This window comes from Prochlorococcus sp. ALOHA_ZT_50, assembly GCF_022447305.1.
In the GTDB taxonomy this organism is placed as follows: Bacteria; Cyanobacteriota; Cyanobacteriia; order PCC-6307; family Cyanobiaceae; genus Prochlorococcus_A.
This window is the reverse complement of sequence record NZ_JAKVCI010000008.1, coordinates 43,414-62,809: the sequence shown is the minus strand read 5'-3', so window position 1 is coordinate 62,809 and position 19,396 is coordinate 43,414. Positions and strand designations below refer to the sequence as shown.

Sequence of the window (19,396 nt, the reverse complement as noted above, 5' to 3'; positions counted from 1 at the left end):
TTTCCCCACTTAATTAAATATCCCTTAAAAATGATTCTATGGGAGATTAGAATAAGACTAAAGATCGAGTAAACATGGCTAAACAGTTAAGTTTTTCTAATGAATCAAGAGAAGCGCTAGAAAAAGGTGTGAATTTCGTAGCTAATGCAGTAAAGGTTACTATTGGGCCAAAAGCAAAAAACGTTGTAATAGAAAAGAAATTTGGTTCGCCAGATATAGTAAGAGATGGATCTACAGTTGCTAAAGAGATCGAGATTGAAAACCCTATTTCTAATTTAGGTGCGAAATTAATAGAACAAGTTGCATCCAAGACAAAAGAGAGTGCTGGTGATGGAACAACAACAGCAACCATTTTGACTCAGAAGATGGTTCAGGAGGGATTAAAAAATATTGCTTCTGGTGCCAACCCTATGGAGTTAAAAAAAGGTATGGAGGCAGGCCTAGCTTTTGTCTTAGAAAAATTAAGTTCCAAAAGTATTTCATTAAGTGGTTCTGATATCCAAAAAGTTGCAACAGTTAGTGCTGGAGGTGATGAAGAAATTGGATCTATAATTTCGAAAGCAATGGATATTGTTACTTCAGATGGTGTAATAACTGTTGAAGAATCTCAATCACTAGAAACAGAATTAGATATAACTGAAGGAATGTCTTTTGATAGAGGTTATAGTTCTCCATATTTCGTAACAGACCAAGAAAGACAAGTTTGTGAACTTGAAAACCCTAAAATATTAATAACTGATCAAAAAATCTCAACTTTAGTTGATCTAGTTCCAATACTTGAAGAAATTCAGAAGTCAGGCTCACCTTTTCTAATTCTTGCTGAAGATATCGAAGGAGAGGCTTTAACCACTCTGGTTTTGAATAAGAATAGTGGGGTTTTAAATGTAGCTTCCGTAAGAGCTCCGTTATTTGGTGAGAGAAGAAAAGCTGCCCTTGAAGATATTGCAATTCTTACAGGGGCTAAGTTAATTAGCGAAGATAAATCGATGACACTTGATAAAGTATCGATTAATGATTTAGGAAAAGCAAAAAAAATAACTATCACAAAGGATAAAACTACAATTGTTGCCTTCGAAGACACTAAAGATTTAGTTAAAGCGCGAGTAGAGAAATTAAAGAGAGAAGTTAATATAACTGAATCTGAGTATGATCAGGATAAAATCAATGAAAGGATAGCCAAACTAGCCGGAGGAGTAGCTCTTATCAAAGTAGGAGCTGCTACAGAAACAGAGATGAAGTATAAAAAGTTGAGAATCGAAGATTCCCTTAATGCTACGAAAGCTGCTATTGAAGAGGGTGTTGTTTCTGGAGGAGGACAAACTTTAATTGAAATATCAGATGACCTTTTAAATTTAAGTGAAACATCTTCAGATGATTTAAGAACAGGGATAAATATAGTCAAAGAAGCCCTTTTGGAACCCACCAAACAAATAGCAAAAAATGCTGGTTTTAATGGAGATGTAGTTGTCGCTGAAATTAAAAGACTTAACAAAGGCTTTAATGCTAATTCAGGAAAATATGAGGATTTAAAAGATTCAGGAATATTAGATCCAACCAAAGTAATAAGATTAGCTCTTCAAGATTCAGTATCTATTGCAGCTATGCTCCTCACAACAGAAGTTGCGATGGCCGACATTCCAGAGCCTGAAGCCGCAGCCCCTGGAGGACCAGGTGGAGATCCAATGGGAGGAATGGGTGGCATGGGAATGCCAGGAATGGGTGGCATGGGAATGCCAGGAATGGGTGGCATGGGAATGCCAGGAATGGGTGGCATGGGAATGCCGGGTATGATGTAAAAGCTAACTAGCTTTTTTATCGTTGTTAATCCACTTTCTTAAATTTTTAATATAAGGTAGGGGTAATTTTGGGGTTTCAGTAAATTGATTTATTTTATTAGAATTTTGATTTTTGCTAGATATTTCATTGCTGCTAGCAGTTTCCAGGCCATTTGATTCCCACTTTGTTTCTTCAATATTTTCAAAAGTTTTTGATAATTCAAGCTTAATTTGTTCTTGATTTTCTTCATGCACTTCATCAATTAAAGAGATCTGTTCTTGATTTTCTTCTTCACGCTGATTTTCTTTTTGTAGTGAACTATGGATTAATAAATCATTTAATGAATCAATCCCAAATCTATGGACCCACTTAAGAACAACATTTTCTTTAAGCAAAAAATTATTTTCTAAAGAGGCTTGTTTAAAAACTTCTATTAAATGATTTTTTAAAAGCATAAAATTTCTAATTTAACTTTCTATTTAACAGAGGCCTTATAATAATCAAGGAAAAAACTGTTAAAGAAAATAAAATTGAGATACAACTCTTACAAGTTAAATCACCATATGGGGCATGTAAAGCCACTAATTCTAAATCCATAGTTTGTGTATAGGCAGTCCTAATAGGTTCAATAGCAAAAGTTAATGGATTTAATGAAGCTAACCAGCCCAGCCAATTTGGCATAAAAGAGATTGGAGCTAAAGCAGTACTCGCAAATAGAAGAGGTAAATTTATTACGAATATAAGAGCGATTAATTCAATATGTCCCGGCAAAACAAACGCTAAACATAAACTTATTGATGTCACAAAAAGAACTAATAAAATTAGTGTTGTAAATACAATTCCTAAACCATATAAGTTGGGCCATCCATAACCCAAAATGTATGAAACAATCATTATTACAATACTCTGAACAAAGCTCAAGATTGTTATGTAAAAAAAAGAAGATAAAACTATGGATAATCTACTGGTTAAAGGAGCCACAAGTAATCTATTAAGAAATCCAAACTCTCTATCAAACATTAAAGGAAGACCAGAGTTTAGGGCTCCGCTAAAAGCAGTAAAAACAATAAGTCCTGCTCCTAAAAAATTCCCATAAGAATCAACTCCTGGTAAAAAACCTTCAGGAGCTTTAGAGAATAATGCCCCAAATAAAAAAAGCCAAATTATTGGTTGTAATATTCCTGCTAAAAGAGTTGATGGTCTTCTTTTTAATTGAATAAATAATCTCTTTGTTAAGGCAAATGTTTCTTGATATAAAAAAAATAAATTATACTGTTGTAATTCCATAATTAGCAGTAATTAGTATTCATTATAGTTAGTTAACCAAAAGTTTTTTTATCGCATGGATTGCTTTGATTCTTTTTTTAGGTCTCTTTTCCCTGCCATAGAAATTTCAGCATCCAATAATGTTTTCCCAGTTGCCTGAAGATATACATCATCCAAGCTTGGCTGACTTTGGGTAAGAGAAAAAATTTCAAACTTTGAGAAGGCCAATTCCACTTTTAGCTTCGTAAGTAAATCTTTTTGCTTATCTGCTACGAAATTTATCGAGAAACCTTGAGCTTCATTTATGATAATCTGACTAATTCCATCTATTGAAGATAAAATTTGACATATATTTTTTGCTTCTTCCTGATTACTAAATTCTCTTACTTTCAAAGTTACTCTATCTCCTCCTAATTTATTTTTGAGCTCTGCAGGAGTCCCTTTTGCTATAACTCTTCCATCATCAATTATCACTAATCTGTCTGCCAATTTATCTATTTCATCAAGATAGTGACTACTTAAAATAATGGTCATTCCATTATTTCTCAAATCTTTCAAAAGTTGCCATATAATATTTCTACTTTCAATATCTAAACCAACTGTAGGTTCATCCAAAATTAATACTTGGGGCAAATGTAAAAGTCCAGCTGCCAGATCTATTCTTCTTTTCATTCCCCCTGAATAAGTTCCGCACTTACGATCAATCCAATCATTCATTTCTAATTGATCTATTAATTTATTTATCCTTTCAAATTTTTTATTTTTGTTGATGTGATATAAATCTGATTGAAAATCCAAAAGCTCTCGTCCAGTTAATATTTTATCAAGTGCAATGTCTTGGGCAACATAACCAATTAATTCTCTAATTTTCCTTGAATTTTTTATCAGATTAATATTATTTATAAAAACTTCTCCACTATCAGGCTCTATTAAAGTAGCGAGTATTTTTATTAGTGTTGATTTGCCAGCACCATTTGGACCTAGTATTCCGAATAATGTGCCAGCTTCAATTTCCATCGATAAATTTTTTAATGCATTGATATCTGAATAAGATTTTGAGAGCCCTTTAACTTTTATATAATTCATCAAACTTACTATTTACTTAAAAAACATTTTACATCTAATTTAATTACTAAGCAGGGATACTATAGATAAAAATATTTGCATAGATTGCTGCTCAAATTCTACGGATAGTTGGGTTCTGGAAATTAATAACAAAAGACAAATACCAAACATATAGAGAATAGACCACCTAAAAAGAGACTTTGCTCTTGAAAGATCATCAGGAGATTTCTTTAATTCATTTATTAATTGCAAAAGTCTTCCATTAAATGGCAATAACATAATTCCGTATAAGAGACCCCCTTCAGGTAAAGCAAAGACTCCCATAATACTCATTAAAACTGTTGCCCATCCGTAACGAGAAATCGCTTTAGCAGTAAAAACAGATCCTTTAACAGAAGGGAGCATAGGAATACCAACAGATGCGTAATCATCCTTCAACAAAATTGCAAGTGCCCAAAAATGAGCTGGGGTCCATAACATTACTAAACCAAACAACCACCAACCACTAAGACCTACATGCCCTGTGGCAGCAGACGCTCCAACTAAGGGTGGTATCGCACCAGCAACTCCTCCGAAAACAATATTTTTTGTTGTACGAGGTTTCAAAATAACTGTATATAAAATTACGTAGCTAAATAAACCAAGAAGAGTTAATCCCGCAGCCAAATAATTTACACCACTTACTAAAAGCATCGAAGCTGCCAAAGTACATGATACGGCAGCTAAAAATACAGTCTCAGATGACAACTTTCCTGCTGGCAAGGCTCTTTTGCTAGTTCTTGTCATCCTCTTATCTAATTCCATTTCCCACAAGCAATTAAGAGCTCCTGCTGCTGCTGCTGCCAAAGCTCCGCCTCCTAAAGTACAGATAAGTTTCGGTGAAGACAAAGGCCATTCTTCTGTTAAAGCCATTCCTCCTAAAGTTGTTGCCAGTAAAAGTGGGATTAATCTAGGTTTTGCTACTTCAAGCCAAGGTGGCAAAGTTAATCTTTTTCTTGAAGGTACAACTTCATCCCTAATTGAAGATTTATAGTTCAAGTTTTCTAAGTTACTACTGTTCATGAATTGATACCAACCATTTGAGAATTTAGGGAGTGGTTTAGACCTTTTTTGGTAAAAGGATTTCTAAAAATTAATGTTGTTAATATCGCAATAAATAAAGAGGCGTTAAGTTGATGACCGATAATAAAAATAGGTTCATTCAAATTTGTTTTAAGACTTAAAACACCCAAAGCAATTTGGGAAAACAAGAGAAAAATAAGTGCTGAGAGATATTTCCAATTTTCATTAAGCAAACTTCTCTTATAAATTGCAGTAGCAATAATCAATAGAATTGAAAAAGCAATTGGAAAAGCAAATAATTTATGAGTATTTAGAATTAGACATTGTTTATTAAAAGATAAGCAAATATGTGCTGACCAGGTTGATGAAAGCCTTACTCCAATAAAAGATTGAATCAGAGTAAGTAAAAGAGGAACAAACAATAATAATCTCCACCAAATTAATGGCTCTTCTATGTCGTCATTTTCTAAATTTTGATTTATTGAAATTGTTGTAATGAGAAGTAGAAAAGCTATTAAAAGATGGCCAGTAACAGTATATGAATCAAGCAGGTTTATTACTGTTAAAGCTCCAAAAGATCCTTGGACAATAACGAGAAAAAGTAATAATGAATAAGTTTTAGGTAACCAATTTGGAATTTCATTTTTCCAAATAATTGAAAGCGCAAATTTAAAAAGAATTAATATTCCAACCAGAAAAGCATCTAGACGATGAAACCACTCTAGAAATACTCTTAGGTTCATATGATTAAAAGGCAAAAAAGATCCATAACATAATGGCCAATCTGGACAGGCAAGTCCCGCCTCCATGACTCTCGTAGCACCTCCAATTACGATTAGTGCGATAAGTGCAAATACACTATGACTTCCCAACCTTTTAAAAATTGTCAGATATTTTGATTTATATAATTGGTTATTAATCAAATGGATAAAACCTATTATTTTGCATAATAAATTAGATTCAAAAACCAAACATTAATTAAAAATTAATATGTTTAATTTAAAAAATAATTTACTAATTTAATCTTTTTTCCCTGACAATTAACTCTAAAAAGTTATTAATAATACGCCTTTTATTTCATAAATCTTAAGAAGTTGTGAATTTAAATGTTTTTCTTTTAACAAAGGATGCAGGATTAAAAAAATTGAATATCTTGAGGATATAAATACAAATTTTTAGAGATCAATTGTTAAATAAAAACATTTATTTAATACTAATTATTTCCCTCGTTTTTGCTATATCTTTTTGGATTGGTTTTAATGTAAATTTGCTCCCAGCGGAAGCAAGTATTAATGCACCAATTTACGATGAACTTTTTAAAATTCTTTTCATCATTGGATTAATTATTTTTATAGGAATGACAATAGCAGTTATTTATAGCTTATTTAAGTTTAGGAAAAGAAATGATCAGATAGGCGATGGTATAGCTTTAGAGGGAAATTTAAGCTTAGAAATTGTATGGACAATTATCCCTTCAATAATTGTTTTATTAATAGGTTTATATAGCTACAACATCTACGATCGAATGGGAGGGATGAAAGAACTAAATCATAACCACGAAATGATGAGTTCTAACACTGAAAAAATATGGGCTGGAATAAGTCAAACTTCTGATAATGAAATAGCAATAAATAATTTATCAATTGAAGTTTCAGCTATGCAATTTGCATTTCTATTCAATTATCCCAAGGGCAATTTCATATCAGGAGAACTACACGTTCCTGTTGATCAAAAAGTATCAATGAAAATGGAATCCAAAGATGTAATTCATGCTTTTTGGGTACCAGAGTTCAGAATTAAACAGGATATTATTCCTGGACAACCTACTATTCTAAATTTCACTCCTACAAAAGTAGGAAAATATCCGATAATTTGCGCAGAATTATGTGGCCCATATCATGGAGGAATGAGAGCCTCCATAATTGTTGAAGAAGAATCTGATTACAACGAATGGTTTAACAAAAATAAAAAACCAGAGGTAAATTTATGACAATATCAATTGATCCACAAAAAACTAATAATGAAAGCCTTCAACCTAAAGGCTGGCTTAGATACTTTAGTTTTAGCCTTGATCATAAAGTAATTGGGATACAATACTTAGTCTGCGGTTTTCTTTTCTATTTAATAGGAGGAACCTTAGCGAGCGCTATAAGAATTGAACTAGCTAGTCCAATGTCTGATTTTATGCCAAGAGATGTTTATAACCAAGTTTTAACTTTACACGGAACAATAATGATATTCCTTTGGATAGTGCCTGTAGTTAACGGTGCTTTTGGAAATTATTTAATTCCATTTTATGTAGGTGCGAGAGATATGGCATTCCCAAGATTAAATGCCGTAGCTTTTTGGTTAATTCCTCCTTCAGGTTTGATGCTGGTAGCAAGCTATTTTGTTGAGGGTGCTGCTCAGGCTGGATGGACGGCTTATCCACCTTTGAGCATAACTACTCCTCAATCAGGACAAATTATTTGGATTCTGAGCGTTCTATTACTTGGAGGCAGTTCTATATTTGGTGGAATAAACTTTATCGCGACCATTATCAAATTAAGAAGGCCAGGATTAAAACTTATGCAATTGCCAATGTATTGTTGGGCAATGCTTGGAACAAGTCTATTAGTTGTTTTGTCAACTCCTGTTTTAGCAGGCACTTTAATTCTACTTAGCTTCGATATCATCGCTAATACAGGTTTTTTCAATCCTGTTTTAGGTGGCAATGTCGTAGTTTATCAGCATTTATTTTGGTTTTATTCTCATCCAGCTGTATACATTATGGTCCTTCCTGCCTTTGGTTTAGTTAGTGAAATACTTCCTGTACATGCTAGAAAACCACTTTTTGGATATACAACAATGGTTTTTTCAATAATGGGGATAGTAGTTTTAGGTTTAGTTGTTTGGGCGCATCACATGTTTACGAGTGGAACGCCCCCTTGGATGAGATTGTTCTTTACTATTGCCACAGCATTTATTGCTGTTCCAACAGGTATAAAATTTTTCAATTGGGTTGCAACATTATGGGGAGGTAAAATTTCCATCAATAGTGCAATGTTATTCTCTTGCGGATTTATTATAAATTTTGTTTTTGGAGGTATTACAGGAGTTGCTTTGGCACAGGTACCTTTCGATATTCACGTACATGATACCTATTTCGTTGTAGCCCATTTTCATTACATAGTTTATGGAGGGACTGTTTTTATTATTTTCTCTTCAATTTATCATTGGTTCCCCAAAGTAACTGGGAAAATGCTCAATGAAAAATTAGGAATTTTACATTTTATCATTACCTTTATTGGATTTAACTTGTGCTTTGCTCCTCAACATTGGCTTGGTTTAAATGGAATGCCAAGAAGAGTTGCAGAATATGATCCTCAATTCCAGTTCGTTAATCAAATTAGTAGCCTTGGGGCTCTTTTGATGGCTATAAGTACAATTCCTTTTTTAATTAATGTATTCCTTAGTGTGAGAAATGGAAAAGATGCTGGAGATAACCCTTGGAATGCTCTTACACCTGAATGGTTAACATCTTCTCCACCTCCAGTTGAAAATTGGGAAGGAGAAGCTCCATTAGTTGAAGAACCATATGGTTATGGTAAAGAAATTTCTGAACAAAAATAAAAACATATGACAACACTAGATAGCTCAAAAGAAATTCAAAAAAATAATTCTGAAGTTAATGAAACACATGAAGACTTCAGAATGTTTGGTCTTATAACTTTCCTAATTGCGGACGGAATGACTTTTGCTGGATTCTTTGCTGCTTATTTAACTTATAAAGCAGTAAATCCATTACCTGATGGTGCTATTTATGAATTAGAACTACCAATACCTACACTCAATACAATTTTGTTACTTGTTAGTAGTGCAACTTTCCATAAAGCAGGCAAAGCACTTTTAAAAGATAAAAACTCTGATTCCCAAAAATGGTTATTTTTTACTGCTTTTCTTGGAATTATATTTTTAATATGTCAATTATTTGAATATTTTCATTTACCTTTTGGATTAACCGATAATTTATTTGCAAGTACTTTTTATGCTCTTACTGGTTTTCATGGATTACATGTCACTTTAGGCACTTTAATGATTTTAATTATTGCTTGGCAATCGAGAATCAATGGCGGAAGATTAACTAGTCAAAATATGTTCCCATTGGAAGCTGTTGAATTGTACTGGCATTTTGTAGATGGAATATGGGTTATTTTATTTATTATTTTGTATCTTTTATAAAAAACTAAATTTTAAAAATTAAATATATTTTTTATTAATTTATATTGCCACAGTTCTCCTTTTTAGTAAGAATATATAATTAGAAATTTGTCAGATAATGCTAGAAGGAAAAGAACTTCTTGAAAAAGCAAAATTATTAAGTAAAAAATCTGAAGATGAGATAGCAAAAGGTTGTGGGTACGTAGGTCCTAGTGGAAGAATCTTAAGAAAAAGTTTTTATAGGGCGCTTATCGAAGCTAAGGGTTACAAAATAGGAAATGGTCGTCAGGGGAAAAATGGTAATAGAGCTTCAAGAGGCAGACAGACAGAATTCAAAACTAAAGTTCATGGCAATGGGAACCTATTAATTGGTCATGCCTACACCAAAAAATTAGGTCTAGAACCTGGTCAGGAATTTAAAATCGATCTTAAAAAAGAGTCAAAAACAATTTATCTGATTCCATTAAATTAAAAAATATATTTTACCAACCGTTTTCTTTAAGCCACTCCGAAGAAATATTATTTGAAGATAAATCTTGATTACTATTTTTATTAAATAAAAGTAATTTCTCTACATATTTAATTAGTGCATCTGCCTCAAGGTTTACGCTGTCACCGATATTTAATTTATTCAGATTTGTGTTATGCCAAGTATGAGGAATTATCGCAATAGTAAATATTTCTCCTTCCTGCTCATATTTTGCAATCGTAAGACTTATACCATTTACACAAATACTCCCTTTATTAACTACATATTTTGAAAAATTATTATTTTTCCACTTTATTGATAAGAGCCAAGATTTCTCTAATTTTTCTATATTCTCAACTGTTCCAAGGCCATCAACATGTCCGCTGACTATATGCCCTCCTAGACGGTCAGACACCCTAAGAGCGGGCTCCAAATTAACAATCTGATTCAGGTTCGACTTTACTCCTAAAGTTGTTTTTTTTAATGTCTCCTCACTAACATCAACAGTAAATTTATTTTGAAAAATCTCTTTAACTGTCAAACAAATTCCATCAACAGCTATGCTGTCACCGATTGCCATATCAAATAAATTATCTAGAATTTCAATTTCTAAAATATTTTTTTCTTGTCTTAGTTTTCCAACTGATTGAATTATTCCTGTAAACATAGATTTAAGAAAAATATTTTTGCAAAATTTTGTATTTACTTTAATTTACTTTAAATGATTTTCAACTATAAATAAATTAAAGAGTAAATAAAAAGAAATTGATCATATTTAGATGATTATTAATTCACAAAAAAGATCATTTGGTAGAGGGGCGAAAGTGAGCTTATTCACTTTAGGGACAATGCGAGCAACTGAAAGTCTCGAAAAAATGTATAGCATAATAAAAAATGCATATTATGTAGGAATTAACCACATAGAAACAGCACCCTCTTATGGTGATGCTGAATCACTTATTGGAAATTCAATAAAAAAATTAGCAATAGAAGAGAATATAAAAGAAAAAAATTGGGTGATTACTTCCAAAGTTTTACCAAAGGGTGATTTTGACTTTTTAAAAAATAATTTTAAAAAGTCTCTTAAAAATTTAAATCGCGAGAAAATTAATAATCTTGCAATTCACGGACTCAACTTAAAACAACATCTAGATTGGGTTCTTGCTGGAGAGGGTAAGAAATTCATATCTTGGATACTTGAGAAGGAACTAGTTGATCAAGTTGGTTTTAGTTCTCACGGAAGTTATTCACTAATTAAAGATGCAATTAACTGTGAAGTTTTTACTTTTTGTAGTCTTCATTTACATTATTTAGATCAATCTAAGATTGCTTTAGCAGAGGAAGCTATAAAAAAAGGTATGGGAGTTTTAGCAATATCACCTGCAGATAAAGGCGGTAGATTGTATTCTCCAAGTGATATTTTGATAGAGGCCTCTAAGCCTTTTCATCCATTAGAATTAGCGTATCGATTTCTTCTCGCAAAAGGCATTACAACTTTATCCTTGGGGGCGACAAACAAAAAAGATTTTGAATTTGCGCATAAACTTAGAAACTCATTCGAGAAGCTTACAAAACTTGAAAAAAGCGCCCTGAATAAAATTGAGGAAGTTTCTAATGAAAGATTAAACTCAACCAAATGTGAACAATGTAGATCTTGTCTTCCATGTCCAAATGAAGTGCCTATTCCAGAAATACTTCGTTTAAGAAATATATCTATTGGTTATGGCCAATTAGAATTTTCAAAAGAAAGATACAATTTAATAGGAAAAGCTGGCCACTGGTGGGAAGAAAAAAATTCCTCATTTTGTCAAGAATGTAATGAATGTGTTCCTAAATGTCCTAGTAAATTAGATATACCAAATTTATTAAAGGAAACTCATAACTTATTAATTGAAAATCCTACAAAAAGATTATGGGGATAAGGACTCATTCCAGATATTTTTAAGATTAATTTTTTGTTCATTTGTTAAGACAGGGAAAGACCAACTATTTTCCCAACATTTCTCAGAAGGTCCTGAGATGGGGAGCATTTCAGTTTTATATTTACTTTGCAAATAATCACTATTGAATGGAAGATACCAACCCTGGCTTACTAATTTATCTACTATTGATTTATTTTCTAAAGATTTAATCCATTTAATTAATATTGCATTATTTAGATTTGATCGACTAAGTAGAAAATGCCACATCAAAGGTACGCCTTGGCTTGGGAAAACTAAAGAAAGCCTTGGATCTATTTTTAAATATTTTGAACAAAGACTATAAGGAACTATTGCGACAATAGCATCAGAATTAATCAACCAATTGAGCATATTTTTATCATCAAATAACATTGCTTGGCTTTTGAGTTTTTTTAAAGAATTAGATGAATTAATTTTTTGAGCAATTGACAATATTATTCTGGGACTTTGTGGAAAAATAATTTTCCCAGTTAATTTTTTAGAAAGAAGAAAATCCCAAGATGTTCTGGCTGAATTTATTAATTCTTTATTATTTTTAATGATAATTGTATAGGGTACTACGCCAATAGGAAATAATTTACTCCTCTGATTTTGATTAAAGCTTCCCAAAAAATCTATCGATCTCTTATCCAAATTTTCGAACAGTGCATATTCATTTATTTTTTCAAATTCTGAAAAATCTATACTAGAAATCCATCCATCATTTATTAAAGTAAAGTCAGAATTGAAAATTGTGTTTCTATTTTTTTGTAGCTGAATATTTTCAAAATTAATTTTTTCCTGCTTCCAATCTTTTGGAATCGTATCTTTAAAAGATTCTGGATAAAAAGAATTTTGTAATGCAATTTTTACTTTATTAGGTAGATTACTGCAAGAGTTTAAGAAAAATAAAAGCGAAAGCTTACCACAATTTAAAAATTCTCTTCTGGTTGCAAATTTTGAAAACATTCAGCAATCCTTCTCTAAAGAAATTTGACCTAGGCCCTTCATCATTTCCAGATTTTGTTGACACAATGAAACTATTTCTTCATTTTTAAATCCATCTAAGAAAGCAAGCAATGATATTCCACCAGCACCTACACCTTCTTTTACATGACCTAATTCATAATCCTTCAATTCTTTGTATTTTGAAGATTTGAAATTTAAAGGACTGGCTAAACCTAATAATTTGACATCATATTTTTCATTAATTAGATTTACTAAATCATTTAGAGAATTATCTTTCACAAGCCACCCAGTTGTCGCAATAAAAACATCTTCAATAAATTCATCTTTATTTTTTTCATCTAAAAATTCTAATACAAGCAAAATGACCGCTAACATCTGACTTCCTCCAGACAATATTACAGGTTGTTTTGCTAACCTGGCACCAATTAATAGACCCATTGAGAAAGCTTGGAAAGGATCACCTACCGCCGCGACAACATCAAAAGAGTCGAAATCAGCCTTGAAATTTGCATTGAAAAGTCCTCTTTTAACTACTTGTCTTCTTAGTTCTCTTGGAGCTTTAAATAAACTACTCCCTACTAAATTAGATACCTGCAAACCAAAAGCTTCCATTACTGCCTGAGCAGTTGTGGTGCCCCCCGGTACAGATTCAGAAATTAAAACTGGTTGTTTTAAGGATTTTCCTATCGCAAGACCTTTTTCATAGAGATTTAAAACTCTCTCTTTAGTCATCGATTTACCAGTAGTAAGACAATTTGATGGGCCCAAATTTCTATCTTCTACAACCAAATGATTAAAATAAGGCTTTGCTCCTATTCCCAGAGGAACAATAACTGGATAAATATTTATAAGCTTTGAACAAACATGACTGATTAGGGCCGGAGTTACTCCTGCATTGAGAAGAGGCAATTTATATTTATGATCTTTTGAAGCACCCTCAAGCAAAAATTCGGCATCTGCGAGCGCAGTTGTTCTCCTTGATTTTGCATTAATACCTGCTGCGGAAATTCCTGGAATTTGAGATGTATTAGTGCCAGCAATTATAAGAAATATTTTTAAATTTTTAATATTCTTTTTCAGTATTTCTATCTTATTAAGTTGTCTTTTTTTATTGGATTCATTACCAAAAAAATTTATCCCTAATTCTGTACTGTACATTCTTACTTTTTTTAATTATTAAAATCAACTAAGCTATTTAACAATCTTGGAGGATCTGGGATGGTTAATTTAAATCTAGGAAACAGAGAATAGGCAACTACATGTACAGTTAAAACATAAACTATTTCTTGAAAAATTATTAATAAAATTGCACCTAATTGTATACTCAAAATTGAGGGATATAAAGGTAAATTAAATAATCCAATGAACTTTTCTATTAGACCATAACTCGCTCTAGTAATTAACACCCAAAGATTATCTCCAACCAACGTAGATAATGCTATTACTCTTAGTAAGAAGCCAAGGGTTCCAATAACAACTCCCCCAGTTAAACTAAGTTTCCAACTCTTTTCTTTAAACCAACACCAACCTAACCAAAAAGCCAAGATCCCATAAGGAAATAAAAATAAAGTTCCTCTAACAGGACCCATAATTATGAATAAAAGTAGAAATTGTATTAGGAGTCCTTCCAATGCAGTTTTAGTTCCTCTTCTCAAGTGCAACAGGATCATTGGGAGGGGTAAAATCAACCTTAATAAAGCTCCCCCAATTGGCAAATAATATAATGCAACCCATAATAAAGACGAAAGAGATGCTAAATAAGAGGTCTCGACAATATTTAATGCTTCAGTTTTTGTTGTTATTTTCATTTTTTGTTGAATATTTTTAATTAATTTTTATTCATACTTTTATTTTTTGAATCTAAGATACGTTCAATCTTTTCTATTTCAAAATTTACCTCAGAATTACTCAATATGGAACTCAACTCTTCCGTGGGATCTTTTGGATCTACATCTTTTAAAATGAATATTATTTTGTAAGATTGAAGCTCAATTTTTCTTTTTTTTGAAAGATTCTTAATTTTTTTATTTTTTTTATCATCAAATTTTTTGTTTTCTTTTTCTAAATTTATATCGTTTTTATTTTCTGGAACATTTTTTGGCTTTTCTACTTTTTTAATTTTTTTATTTTTTTTATCATCAAATTTTTTGTTTTCTTTTTCTAAATTTATATCGTTTTTATTTAATAAGTTATTTTGTAAATCTTCATTTTTGCTTGTTTTTTCTAAATCATTAAAACTACTTTCAAGAAAATTTCCAATCCTCCCTCCAGAGCATGATTGCAAGAAAATTAAAAAAATTAATAAAAAAAATTCTTTTTTTTTAAAAATCATATTTTTTCTAACTTTTCTTTTTCCTTGTAGTTTTTTTATTACTAATCTTTGTTTTTTTTAAAATTGCGCCTTTTTTATCTTTTAGTTTTTCTTCTAAAAGAGATACTGCTTCATCTATGGTAAATTTTTCTATGTCAGTATCTTTGGCAATCGAAACATTAGTTTTGCCACATTTTAAATAGACCCCATATCTTCCATTTAATATTTGAATTTTTTCTTTAAATTCTTTCGGTTTTCCAAAGTCTTTAAGTACCTCTTGACCACCTCTACCCATTTTTGGCATCGCAAGAATTTCTAATGCTCGTTCTATATCAACTGTAAAAACATCATCCTCTTTCTTTAAGGATCTGTTTTCAGATTCATTTTCATTTTTAATCCATTTGATATACGGGCCAAATCTTCCTCTATCAGCCTCAACAACTCCTCCTTCAGGATGAACTCCTAACAATCTAGGCAAACTTAAAAGTACAAGAGCCTCATCTAGAGTTAGATCATCAGTTTTCAACTCTTTGGGTAATGAAGCTCTTCTTGGTTTAGCTTTATCTTGATCATTATTTCCCAATTGTACGTAAGGTCCATAAGGGCCAAATCTTAAAAAGACTTTTTCCCCAGTTTTTGGATCAGTTCCAAGATCTGATGGGCCACTTAAAATTTGATCAACTTGCTTTATATCTAAATCTCCAGGAGTAATATCCATTGGAAGATTACCTTTAGCCTGAATTTCATTACCAGATTCATCAATTTTTGTACCCTCTAGCCAAGGTCCGTTAGAGCCTATTCTGACTACGCAAGGAAGGTCTTCGAAATCAACTTGTCTATAAGCTTTACCATCAATATCACCCTCTGTTTTCTGAACCTTTACCTCCAAACCATTTTTACCTTTATAGAAAGTTTCGAGGTATGGTAGCCACTCAAGATTGCCTGAAGATATTTCATCCAATGAAGATTCCATTTTTGCAGTAAAAGTAGTATCAACCAGATCAGGAAAATGTTCTTCTAATAGAGCAGTAACAGCAAAAGCTGTAAACGTTGGAGCCAAAGTATTGGAAGATATATTCGCATAACCTCTATCAACTATGGTCCCAATAATGCTGGCATAGGTAGAAGGTCTTCCAATCCCTTCTTTTTCAAGAACTTTAACTAATGCAGCCTCTGTATATCTTGCAGGAGGTTTAGTTTCATGAAAAGTAGATTCCTTATTAGTAACTTCAAGACATGTTCCAGTTGTTAAGTTTGGGAGAATAATTTCTTGTTGTTCAAGGGATGAACTTGGGTCATCACTTCCCTCGACATAAGCTCTGAAGAATCCTGCGAAATCAATACTTTTCCCGCTCGATTTAAATAATCCATCCCCTACGCTAATTTCAGCATTAATCATTGTTAGCCTAGCTTCCGCCATTTGACTAGCTACAGTTCTTTTCCAAATTAAATCGTAAAGAGATAAGTCTCTACCAGTTAGATTAGTTTCCTTTGGTGTTTTAAATACCTCACCTGCCGGCCTAATAGCTTCGTGTGCTTCTTGAGCATTTCTTGCAGTTGAATTAAATTGTCTTGGTGAGTTAGATAAATATTCTTTTCCATACATAGAACTGACACATTCTCTAGCAGCTCTTGTGGCTTGTTCGGAGAGATGAACTGAATCAGTTCTCATATATGTTATGAAACCTCTCTCATATAGCCCTTGTGCACATCTCATAGTTTCTCTTGCAGACAAACGAAGCTTCCTATTTGCTTCTTGTTGTAATGTGCTAGTTGTAAATGGAGGAACTGGCTTACGAGTGGATGGCTTTTTTTCGATTTTTGAGACTAACCAATCCTCTGAGGAAAAAGTCTTCAATAAATCATTTACTTTTTCTTCTCCAATTATTAAAGATTTATTTCCTTGTTTTAATTTGCCGGTCTGTTCATCGAAATCGGAACCATTAGAAATTCTTTGACCGTTTAAACTGAATAATTTAGTTTCGAAAGTAACATTATCTTTTACTAGGGAAGCTTTAATCCCCCAGTAACTAGCTTTTTTAAAGGATCTTCTTTCTCTCTCTCTCCTAACAAGAAGTCTTACAGAAACTGATTGAACACGACCAGCAGATAATCGGGGGGCTACCTTCTTCCAAAGTAAAGGAGATAATTCATATCCAAAAAGCCTGTCCAAGATTCTTCTTGTTTCTTGAGCCTGAACAAGTTCCATATCAATTTCTCTTGTTTGGTCTAAAGCTTTATTAATTGCCTTTTTTGTAATTTCATGAAAAACCATTCTCTTAGTTGGTATTTTAGGCTTAAGTATTTGCAGGAGATGCCAGCTAATACTCTCTCCCTCTCTATCTTCATCAGTTGCCAGTAATAGCTGGGTCGCACCTTTCAATGCATCTTTCAACTCTTTAACAACCTTTTTCTTATCTTTTGGAACTATATAAAGTGGTTCAAAATCTTCTGTTGTATTAACTCCTATCCTTGACCATTTTTCCTTTTTAACCGCAGCAGGTATTTCAGCAGCTCCTTTTGGAAGATCTCTTACATGTCCCATTGAAGCGAGAACTTCATAATTAGAAGGCAAAAACTTTCTTATAGTTTTTGCTTTGGTGGGACTTTCAACAATAACAAGTGTGTGATCCAAGGTTTATTTCAAAAATTGGTGTTTTTGTTCAGTTAGGGCATATTATGATTATTTGAAGCTTTTTCAAGTAATTTCTTCTGAAAATTTCAAAAATCATACCCACAAATTATAATCAAGTTAAGATTAACTCTTAGACCCTTACAATCAAACATCTAATTTAATCCAATTTAATAAAGTGCCCAACGAAATCTTTACAATTAATTTAAATGCTCAAGCCATTATTCCAGAGGCTTTTATTTTATTAGGTATTGTTGGAACACTTCTTGTAGATTTAGCTGGAGAAAAAACTGCATCAAAATGGGCACCAATAATTTGCTATTTATCAATTGGCAGCTCTCTTGTTAGTTTGGCATTGCAATGGAGTAATCCGGTAGAAAGCGCATTCCTTGGGTCCTTTAATTCAGATAATTTGGCAATCGCATTTAGAGCAATAATTTCTTTATCAACCTTAGTATCTTTACTTATAAGTTGGCGTTATACAGAACAAAGTGGTAGCCCTATTGGCGAGTTTGCTGCGATAGTTCTTTCGGCCACCCTTGGAGCAATGCTTTTGTGTGGATCTACTGACCTTATTAGTGTATTTATATCTCTGGAAACTTTATCTGTAGCAAGCTACTTACTTTCTGGTTACCTCAAGAGAGATCCAAGAAGTTCAGAAGCGGCCTTAAAATACCTCCTTGTTGGATCAGCTGCTGCTGCTGTCTATTTGTATGGATCCTCTTTTCTTTATGGATTAAGTGGTTCAACAAACTTAGCGACAATAGGTTTAGAGATTATCAATAAGCCATCCTTCATTACTTCACTAGCTCTTGTATTTGTCTTATCAACAGTTGCATTTAAAATTGCTGCTGTTCCCTTTCATCAATGGACTCCTGATGTATATGAGGGTTCACCTACACCTGTAGTAGCTTTTTTATCTGTTGGTTCAAAAACAGCGGGCTTTGCATTTGCAATAAGAATATTAAGCACAACTTTCTCTTCTTTTGACGAAGAATGGAAACTTTTATTTACCATTTTGGCCATATTGAGCATGGCTCTAGGAAATGTTGTAGCTCTAGCTCAAACCTCAATGAAAAGGATGCTAGCTTACAGTTCTATTGGACAAGCCGGATTTGTAATGATTGGAATAGTATCTGGCACACAAGATGGTTTATCAGCAGCTGTTTTATATTTGGCTGCATATTTGTTTATGAATTTGGGTGCATTTTCTTGTGTAATACTTTTCTCACTAAGAACTGGTTCTGACAGAATTCTTGATTACTCAGGACTTTACCAAAAAGATCCTCTCATTACATTAGGCTTAAGCCTTTGTCTTCTATCTCTTGGAGGTTTACCTCCAATGTTAGGATTTTTTGGAAAGATATACTTGTTCTTTGCAGGTTGGGCAAATCATCAATATCTATTAGTAATAGTTGGATTAGTAACTTCAGTTATATCTATTTATTACTACATTTCAGTGATAAAAATGATGGTAGTTAAAGAACCACAGGAAGCTTCTGAAATAGTCAAATCATATCCTGAAATTAATTGGGGAATTGTAGGATTACCTCCCTTGAGAATTGCACTTTATACTTGCGTGGCGGTAACTGCTCTTGGAGGAATCCTATCTAATCCTCTTTTTAAATTAGCTAATACAGCAGTTTCAGAAACTCCTTTCTTACAAGATATTATTGCTACAGCAAACAATATTTCCTAGAAGAATT

Annotated in this window: 18 protein-coding genes; 7 read left to right on the top strand and 11 right to left on the bottom strand. The window is 32.5% G+C overall.

Annotated elements, in window-relative coordinates; all coding sequences use genetic code 11:
• The first annotated feature begins 74 nt into the window (after window positions 1–74).
• Complete coding sequence (gene groL, locus MK115_RS02680; protein WP_287608934.1) at window positions 75–1,796, top strand: chaperonin GroEL; 1,722 nt, start codon at window positions 75–77, stop codon at window positions 1,794–1,796.
• 3 nt (window positions 1,797–1,799) lie between these two features.
• On the opposite strand, the gene MK115_RS02675 is transcribed toward groL, so the two are convergent.
• From MK115_RS02675 to MK115_RS02655, 5 genes are read right to left on the bottom strand one after another with little or no spacing between them, the layout of a single operon-like run.
• Complete coding sequence (locus tag MK115_RS02675; RefSeq protein ID WP_287608932.1) at window positions 1,800–2,231, bottom strand: glycoprotein; 432 nt, start codon at window positions 2,229–2,231, stop codon at window positions 1,800–1,802.
• A gap of 7 nt (window positions 2,232–2,238) precedes the next feature.
• Window positions 2,239–3,063 (bottom strand): ABC transporter permease, encoded by an 825-nt coding sequence (locus tag MK115_RS02670; RefSeq protein WP_025890476.1) that lies wholly within the window; start codon window positions 3,061–3,063, stop codon window positions 2,239–2,241.
• A 48-nt stretch (window positions 3,064–3,111) separates the two neighbouring features.
• Window positions 3,112–4,128: an ABC transporter ATP-binding protein gene (locus MK115_RS02665; RefSeq protein WP_287608930.1), complete on the bottom strand. Its 1,017-nt coding sequence runs from the start codon at window positions 4,126–4,128 to the stop codon at window positions 3,112–3,114.
• 39 nt (window positions 4,129–4,167) lie between these two features.
• A complete protein-coding gene (locus MK115_RS02660) occupies window positions 4,168–5,169 on the bottom strand; it encodes a heme o synthase (RefSeq protein ID WP_042849912.1) in 1,002 nt (333 codons plus the stop codon).
• Window positions 5,166–6,092 carry a COX15/CtaA family protein gene (locus MK115_RS02655; protein ID WP_287608927.1) on the bottom strand — a complete coding sequence of 309 codons (927 nt, stop codon included), beginning with the start codon at window positions 6,090–6,092 and terminating at the stop codon, window positions 5,166–5,168. The genes MK115_RS02660 and MK115_RS02655 overlap by 4 nt, the downstream gene beginning before the upstream one ends.
• Before the next feature lie 263 nt (window positions 6,093–6,355).
• On the opposite strand from MK115_RS02655, the gene coxB reads away from it, so the two are divergent.
• The 4 genes from coxB (at window position 6,356) to MK115_RS02635 (ending at window position 9,841) form a co-directional block, all read left to right on the top strand.
• The gene (coxB, locus tag MK115_RS02650; protein ID WP_032524158.1) at window positions 6,356–7,159 is read left to right on the top strand and encodes a cytochrome c oxidase subunit II; all 804 of its coding nucleotides are present in this window, start codon (window positions 6,356–6,358) and stop codon (window positions 7,157–7,159) included.
• Entirely contained in the window at window positions 7,156–8,781 is a 1,626-nt protein-coding gene (gene ctaD / locus MK115_RS02645; protein ID WP_287608924.1) for a cytochrome c oxidase subunit I, read from the top strand. The genes coxB and ctaD overlap by 4 nt, the downstream gene beginning before the upstream one ends.
• Window positions 8,782–8,787: 6 nt before the next feature.
• Complete coding sequence (locus MK115_RS02640; protein ID WP_032515541.1) at window positions 8,788–9,390, top strand: cytochrome c oxidase subunit 3; 603 nt, start codon at window positions 8,788–8,790, stop codon at window positions 9,388–9,390.
• A gap of 97 nt (window positions 9,391–9,487) precedes the next feature.
• On the top strand, window positions 9,488–9,841 hold the full coding sequence (locus MK115_RS02635; RefSeq protein WP_025955288.1) for an AbrB family transcriptional regulator: 354 nt from the start codon (window positions 9,488–9,490) through the stop codon (window positions 9,839–9,841).
• Between the two features lie 10 nt (window positions 9,842–9,851).
• On the opposite strand, the gene MK115_RS02630 is transcribed toward MK115_RS02635, so the two are convergent.
• Entirely contained in the window at window positions 9,852–10,505 is a 654-nt protein-coding gene (locus tag MK115_RS02630; RefSeq protein ID WP_209112653.1) for a riboflavin synthase, read from the bottom strand.
• Between the two features lie 112 nt (window positions 10,506–10,617).
• Here MK115_RS02630 and MK115_RS02625 point away from each other — a divergent pair, with 112 nt between their 5' ends.
• The gene (locus tag MK115_RS02625) at window positions 10,618–11,760 is read left to right on the top strand and encodes an aldo/keto reductase (protein WP_287608919.1); all 1,143 of its coding nucleotides are present in this window, start codon (window positions 10,618–10,620) and stop codon (window positions 11,758–11,760) included.
• Here the strand turns inward: MK115_RS02625 and MK115_RS02620 are convergent.
• From MK115_RS02620 to topA, 5 genes are read right to left on the bottom strand one after another with little or no spacing between them, the layout of a single operon-like run.
• Window positions 11,749–12,747, bottom strand: a complete 999-nt coding sequence (locus MK115_RS02620; RefSeq protein ID WP_287608917.1) for a hypothetical protein — start codon at window positions 12,745–12,747, stop codon at window positions 11,749–11,751. The genes MK115_RS02625 and MK115_RS02620 overlap by 12 nt on opposite strands.
• Window positions 12,748–13,905: a nicotinate mononucleotide-dependent phosphoribosyltransferase CobT gene (gene cobT / locus MK115_RS02615; protein WP_287608915.1), complete on the bottom strand. Its 1,158-nt coding sequence runs from the start codon at window positions 13,903–13,905 to the stop codon at window positions 12,748–12,750. It abuts the gene before it with no gap.
• Between the two features lie 11 nt (window positions 13,906–13,916).
• The gene (locus MK115_RS02610) at window positions 13,917–14,555 is read right to left on the bottom strand and encodes a DUF2232 domain-containing protein (protein ID WP_287608913.1); all 639 of its coding nucleotides are present in this window, start codon (window positions 14,553–14,555) and stop codon (window positions 13,917–13,919) included.
• Between the two features lie 20 nt (window positions 14,556–14,575).
• The gene (locus tag MK115_RS02605; RefSeq protein WP_287608911.1) at window positions 14,576–15,079 is read right to left on the bottom strand and encodes a hypothetical protein; all 504 of its coding nucleotides are present in this window, start codon (window positions 15,077–15,079) and stop codon (window positions 14,576–14,578) included.
• A gap of 7 nt (window positions 15,080–15,086) precedes the next feature.
• Complete coding sequence (topA, locus tag MK115_RS02600) at window positions 15,087–17,693, bottom strand: type I DNA topoisomerase (RefSeq protein ID WP_287608910.1); 2,607 nt, start codon at window positions 17,691–17,693, stop codon at window positions 15,087–15,089.
• 175 nt (window positions 17,694–17,868) lie between these two features.
• Between topA and MK115_RS02595 the strand changes: the two genes are divergently transcribed.
• The gene (locus MK115_RS02595; RefSeq protein WP_209109658.1) at window positions 17,869–19,389 is read left to right on the top strand and encodes an NAD(P)H-quinone oxidoreductase subunit N; all 1,521 of its coding nucleotides are present in this window, start codon (window positions 17,869–17,871) and stop codon (window positions 19,387–19,389) included.
• Window positions 19,390–19,396: the final 7 nt, after the last annotated feature.

Coding starts and splice junctions, on each gene's coding strand:
- groL (WP_287608934.1), top strand. CDS start 75: ATGGCTAAACAGTTAAGTTTTTCTAATGAATCAAGAGAAGCGCTAGAA.
- MK115_RS02675 (WP_287608932.1), bottom strand. CDS start 2,231: ATGCTTTTAAAAAATCATTTAATAGAAGTTTTTAAACAAGCCTCTTTA.
- MK115_RS02670 (WP_025890476.1), bottom strand. CDS start 3,063: ATGGAATTACAACAGTATAATTTATTTTTTTTATATCAAGAAACATTT.
- MK115_RS02665 (WP_287608930.1), bottom strand. CDS start 4,128: ATGAATTATATAAAAGTTAAAGGGCTCTCAAAATCTTATTCAGATATC.
- MK115_RS02660 (WP_042849912.1), bottom strand. CDS start 5,169: ATGAACAGTAGTAACTTAGAAAACTTGAACTATAAATCTTCAATTAGG.
- ctaD (WP_287608924.1), top strand. CDS start 7,156: ATGACAATATCAATTGATCCACAAAAAACTAATAATGAAAGCCTTCAA.
- MK115_RS02640 (WP_032515541.1), top strand. CDS start 8,788: ATGACAACACTAGATAGCTCAAAAGAAATTCAAAAAAATAATTCTGAA.
- MK115_RS02635 (WP_025955288.1), top strand. CDS start 9,488: ATGCTAGAAGGAAAAGAACTTCTTGAAAAAGCAAAATTATTAAGTAAA.
- MK115_RS02630 (WP_209112653.1), bottom strand. CDS start 10,505: ATGTTTACAGGAATAATTCAATCAGTTGGAAAACTAAGACAAGAAAAA.
- MK115_RS02625 (WP_287608919.1), top strand. CDS start 10,618: ATGATTATTAATTCACAAAAAAGATCATTTGGTAGAGGGGCGAAAGTG.
- MK115_RS02620 (WP_287608917.1), bottom strand. CDS start 12,747: ATGTTTTCAAAATTTGCAACCAGAAGAGAATTTTTAAATTGTGGTAAG.
- cobT (WP_287608915.1), bottom strand. CDS start 13,905: ATGTACAGTACAGAATTAGGGATAAATTTTTTTGGTAATGAATCCAAT.
- MK115_RS02610 (WP_287608913.1), bottom strand. CDS start 14,555: ATGAAAATAACAACAAAAACTGAAGCATTAAATATTGTCGAGACCTCT.
- MK115_RS02605 (WP_287608911.1), bottom strand. CDS start 15,079: ATGATTTTTAAAAAAAAAGAATTTTTTTTATTAATTTTTTTAATTTTC.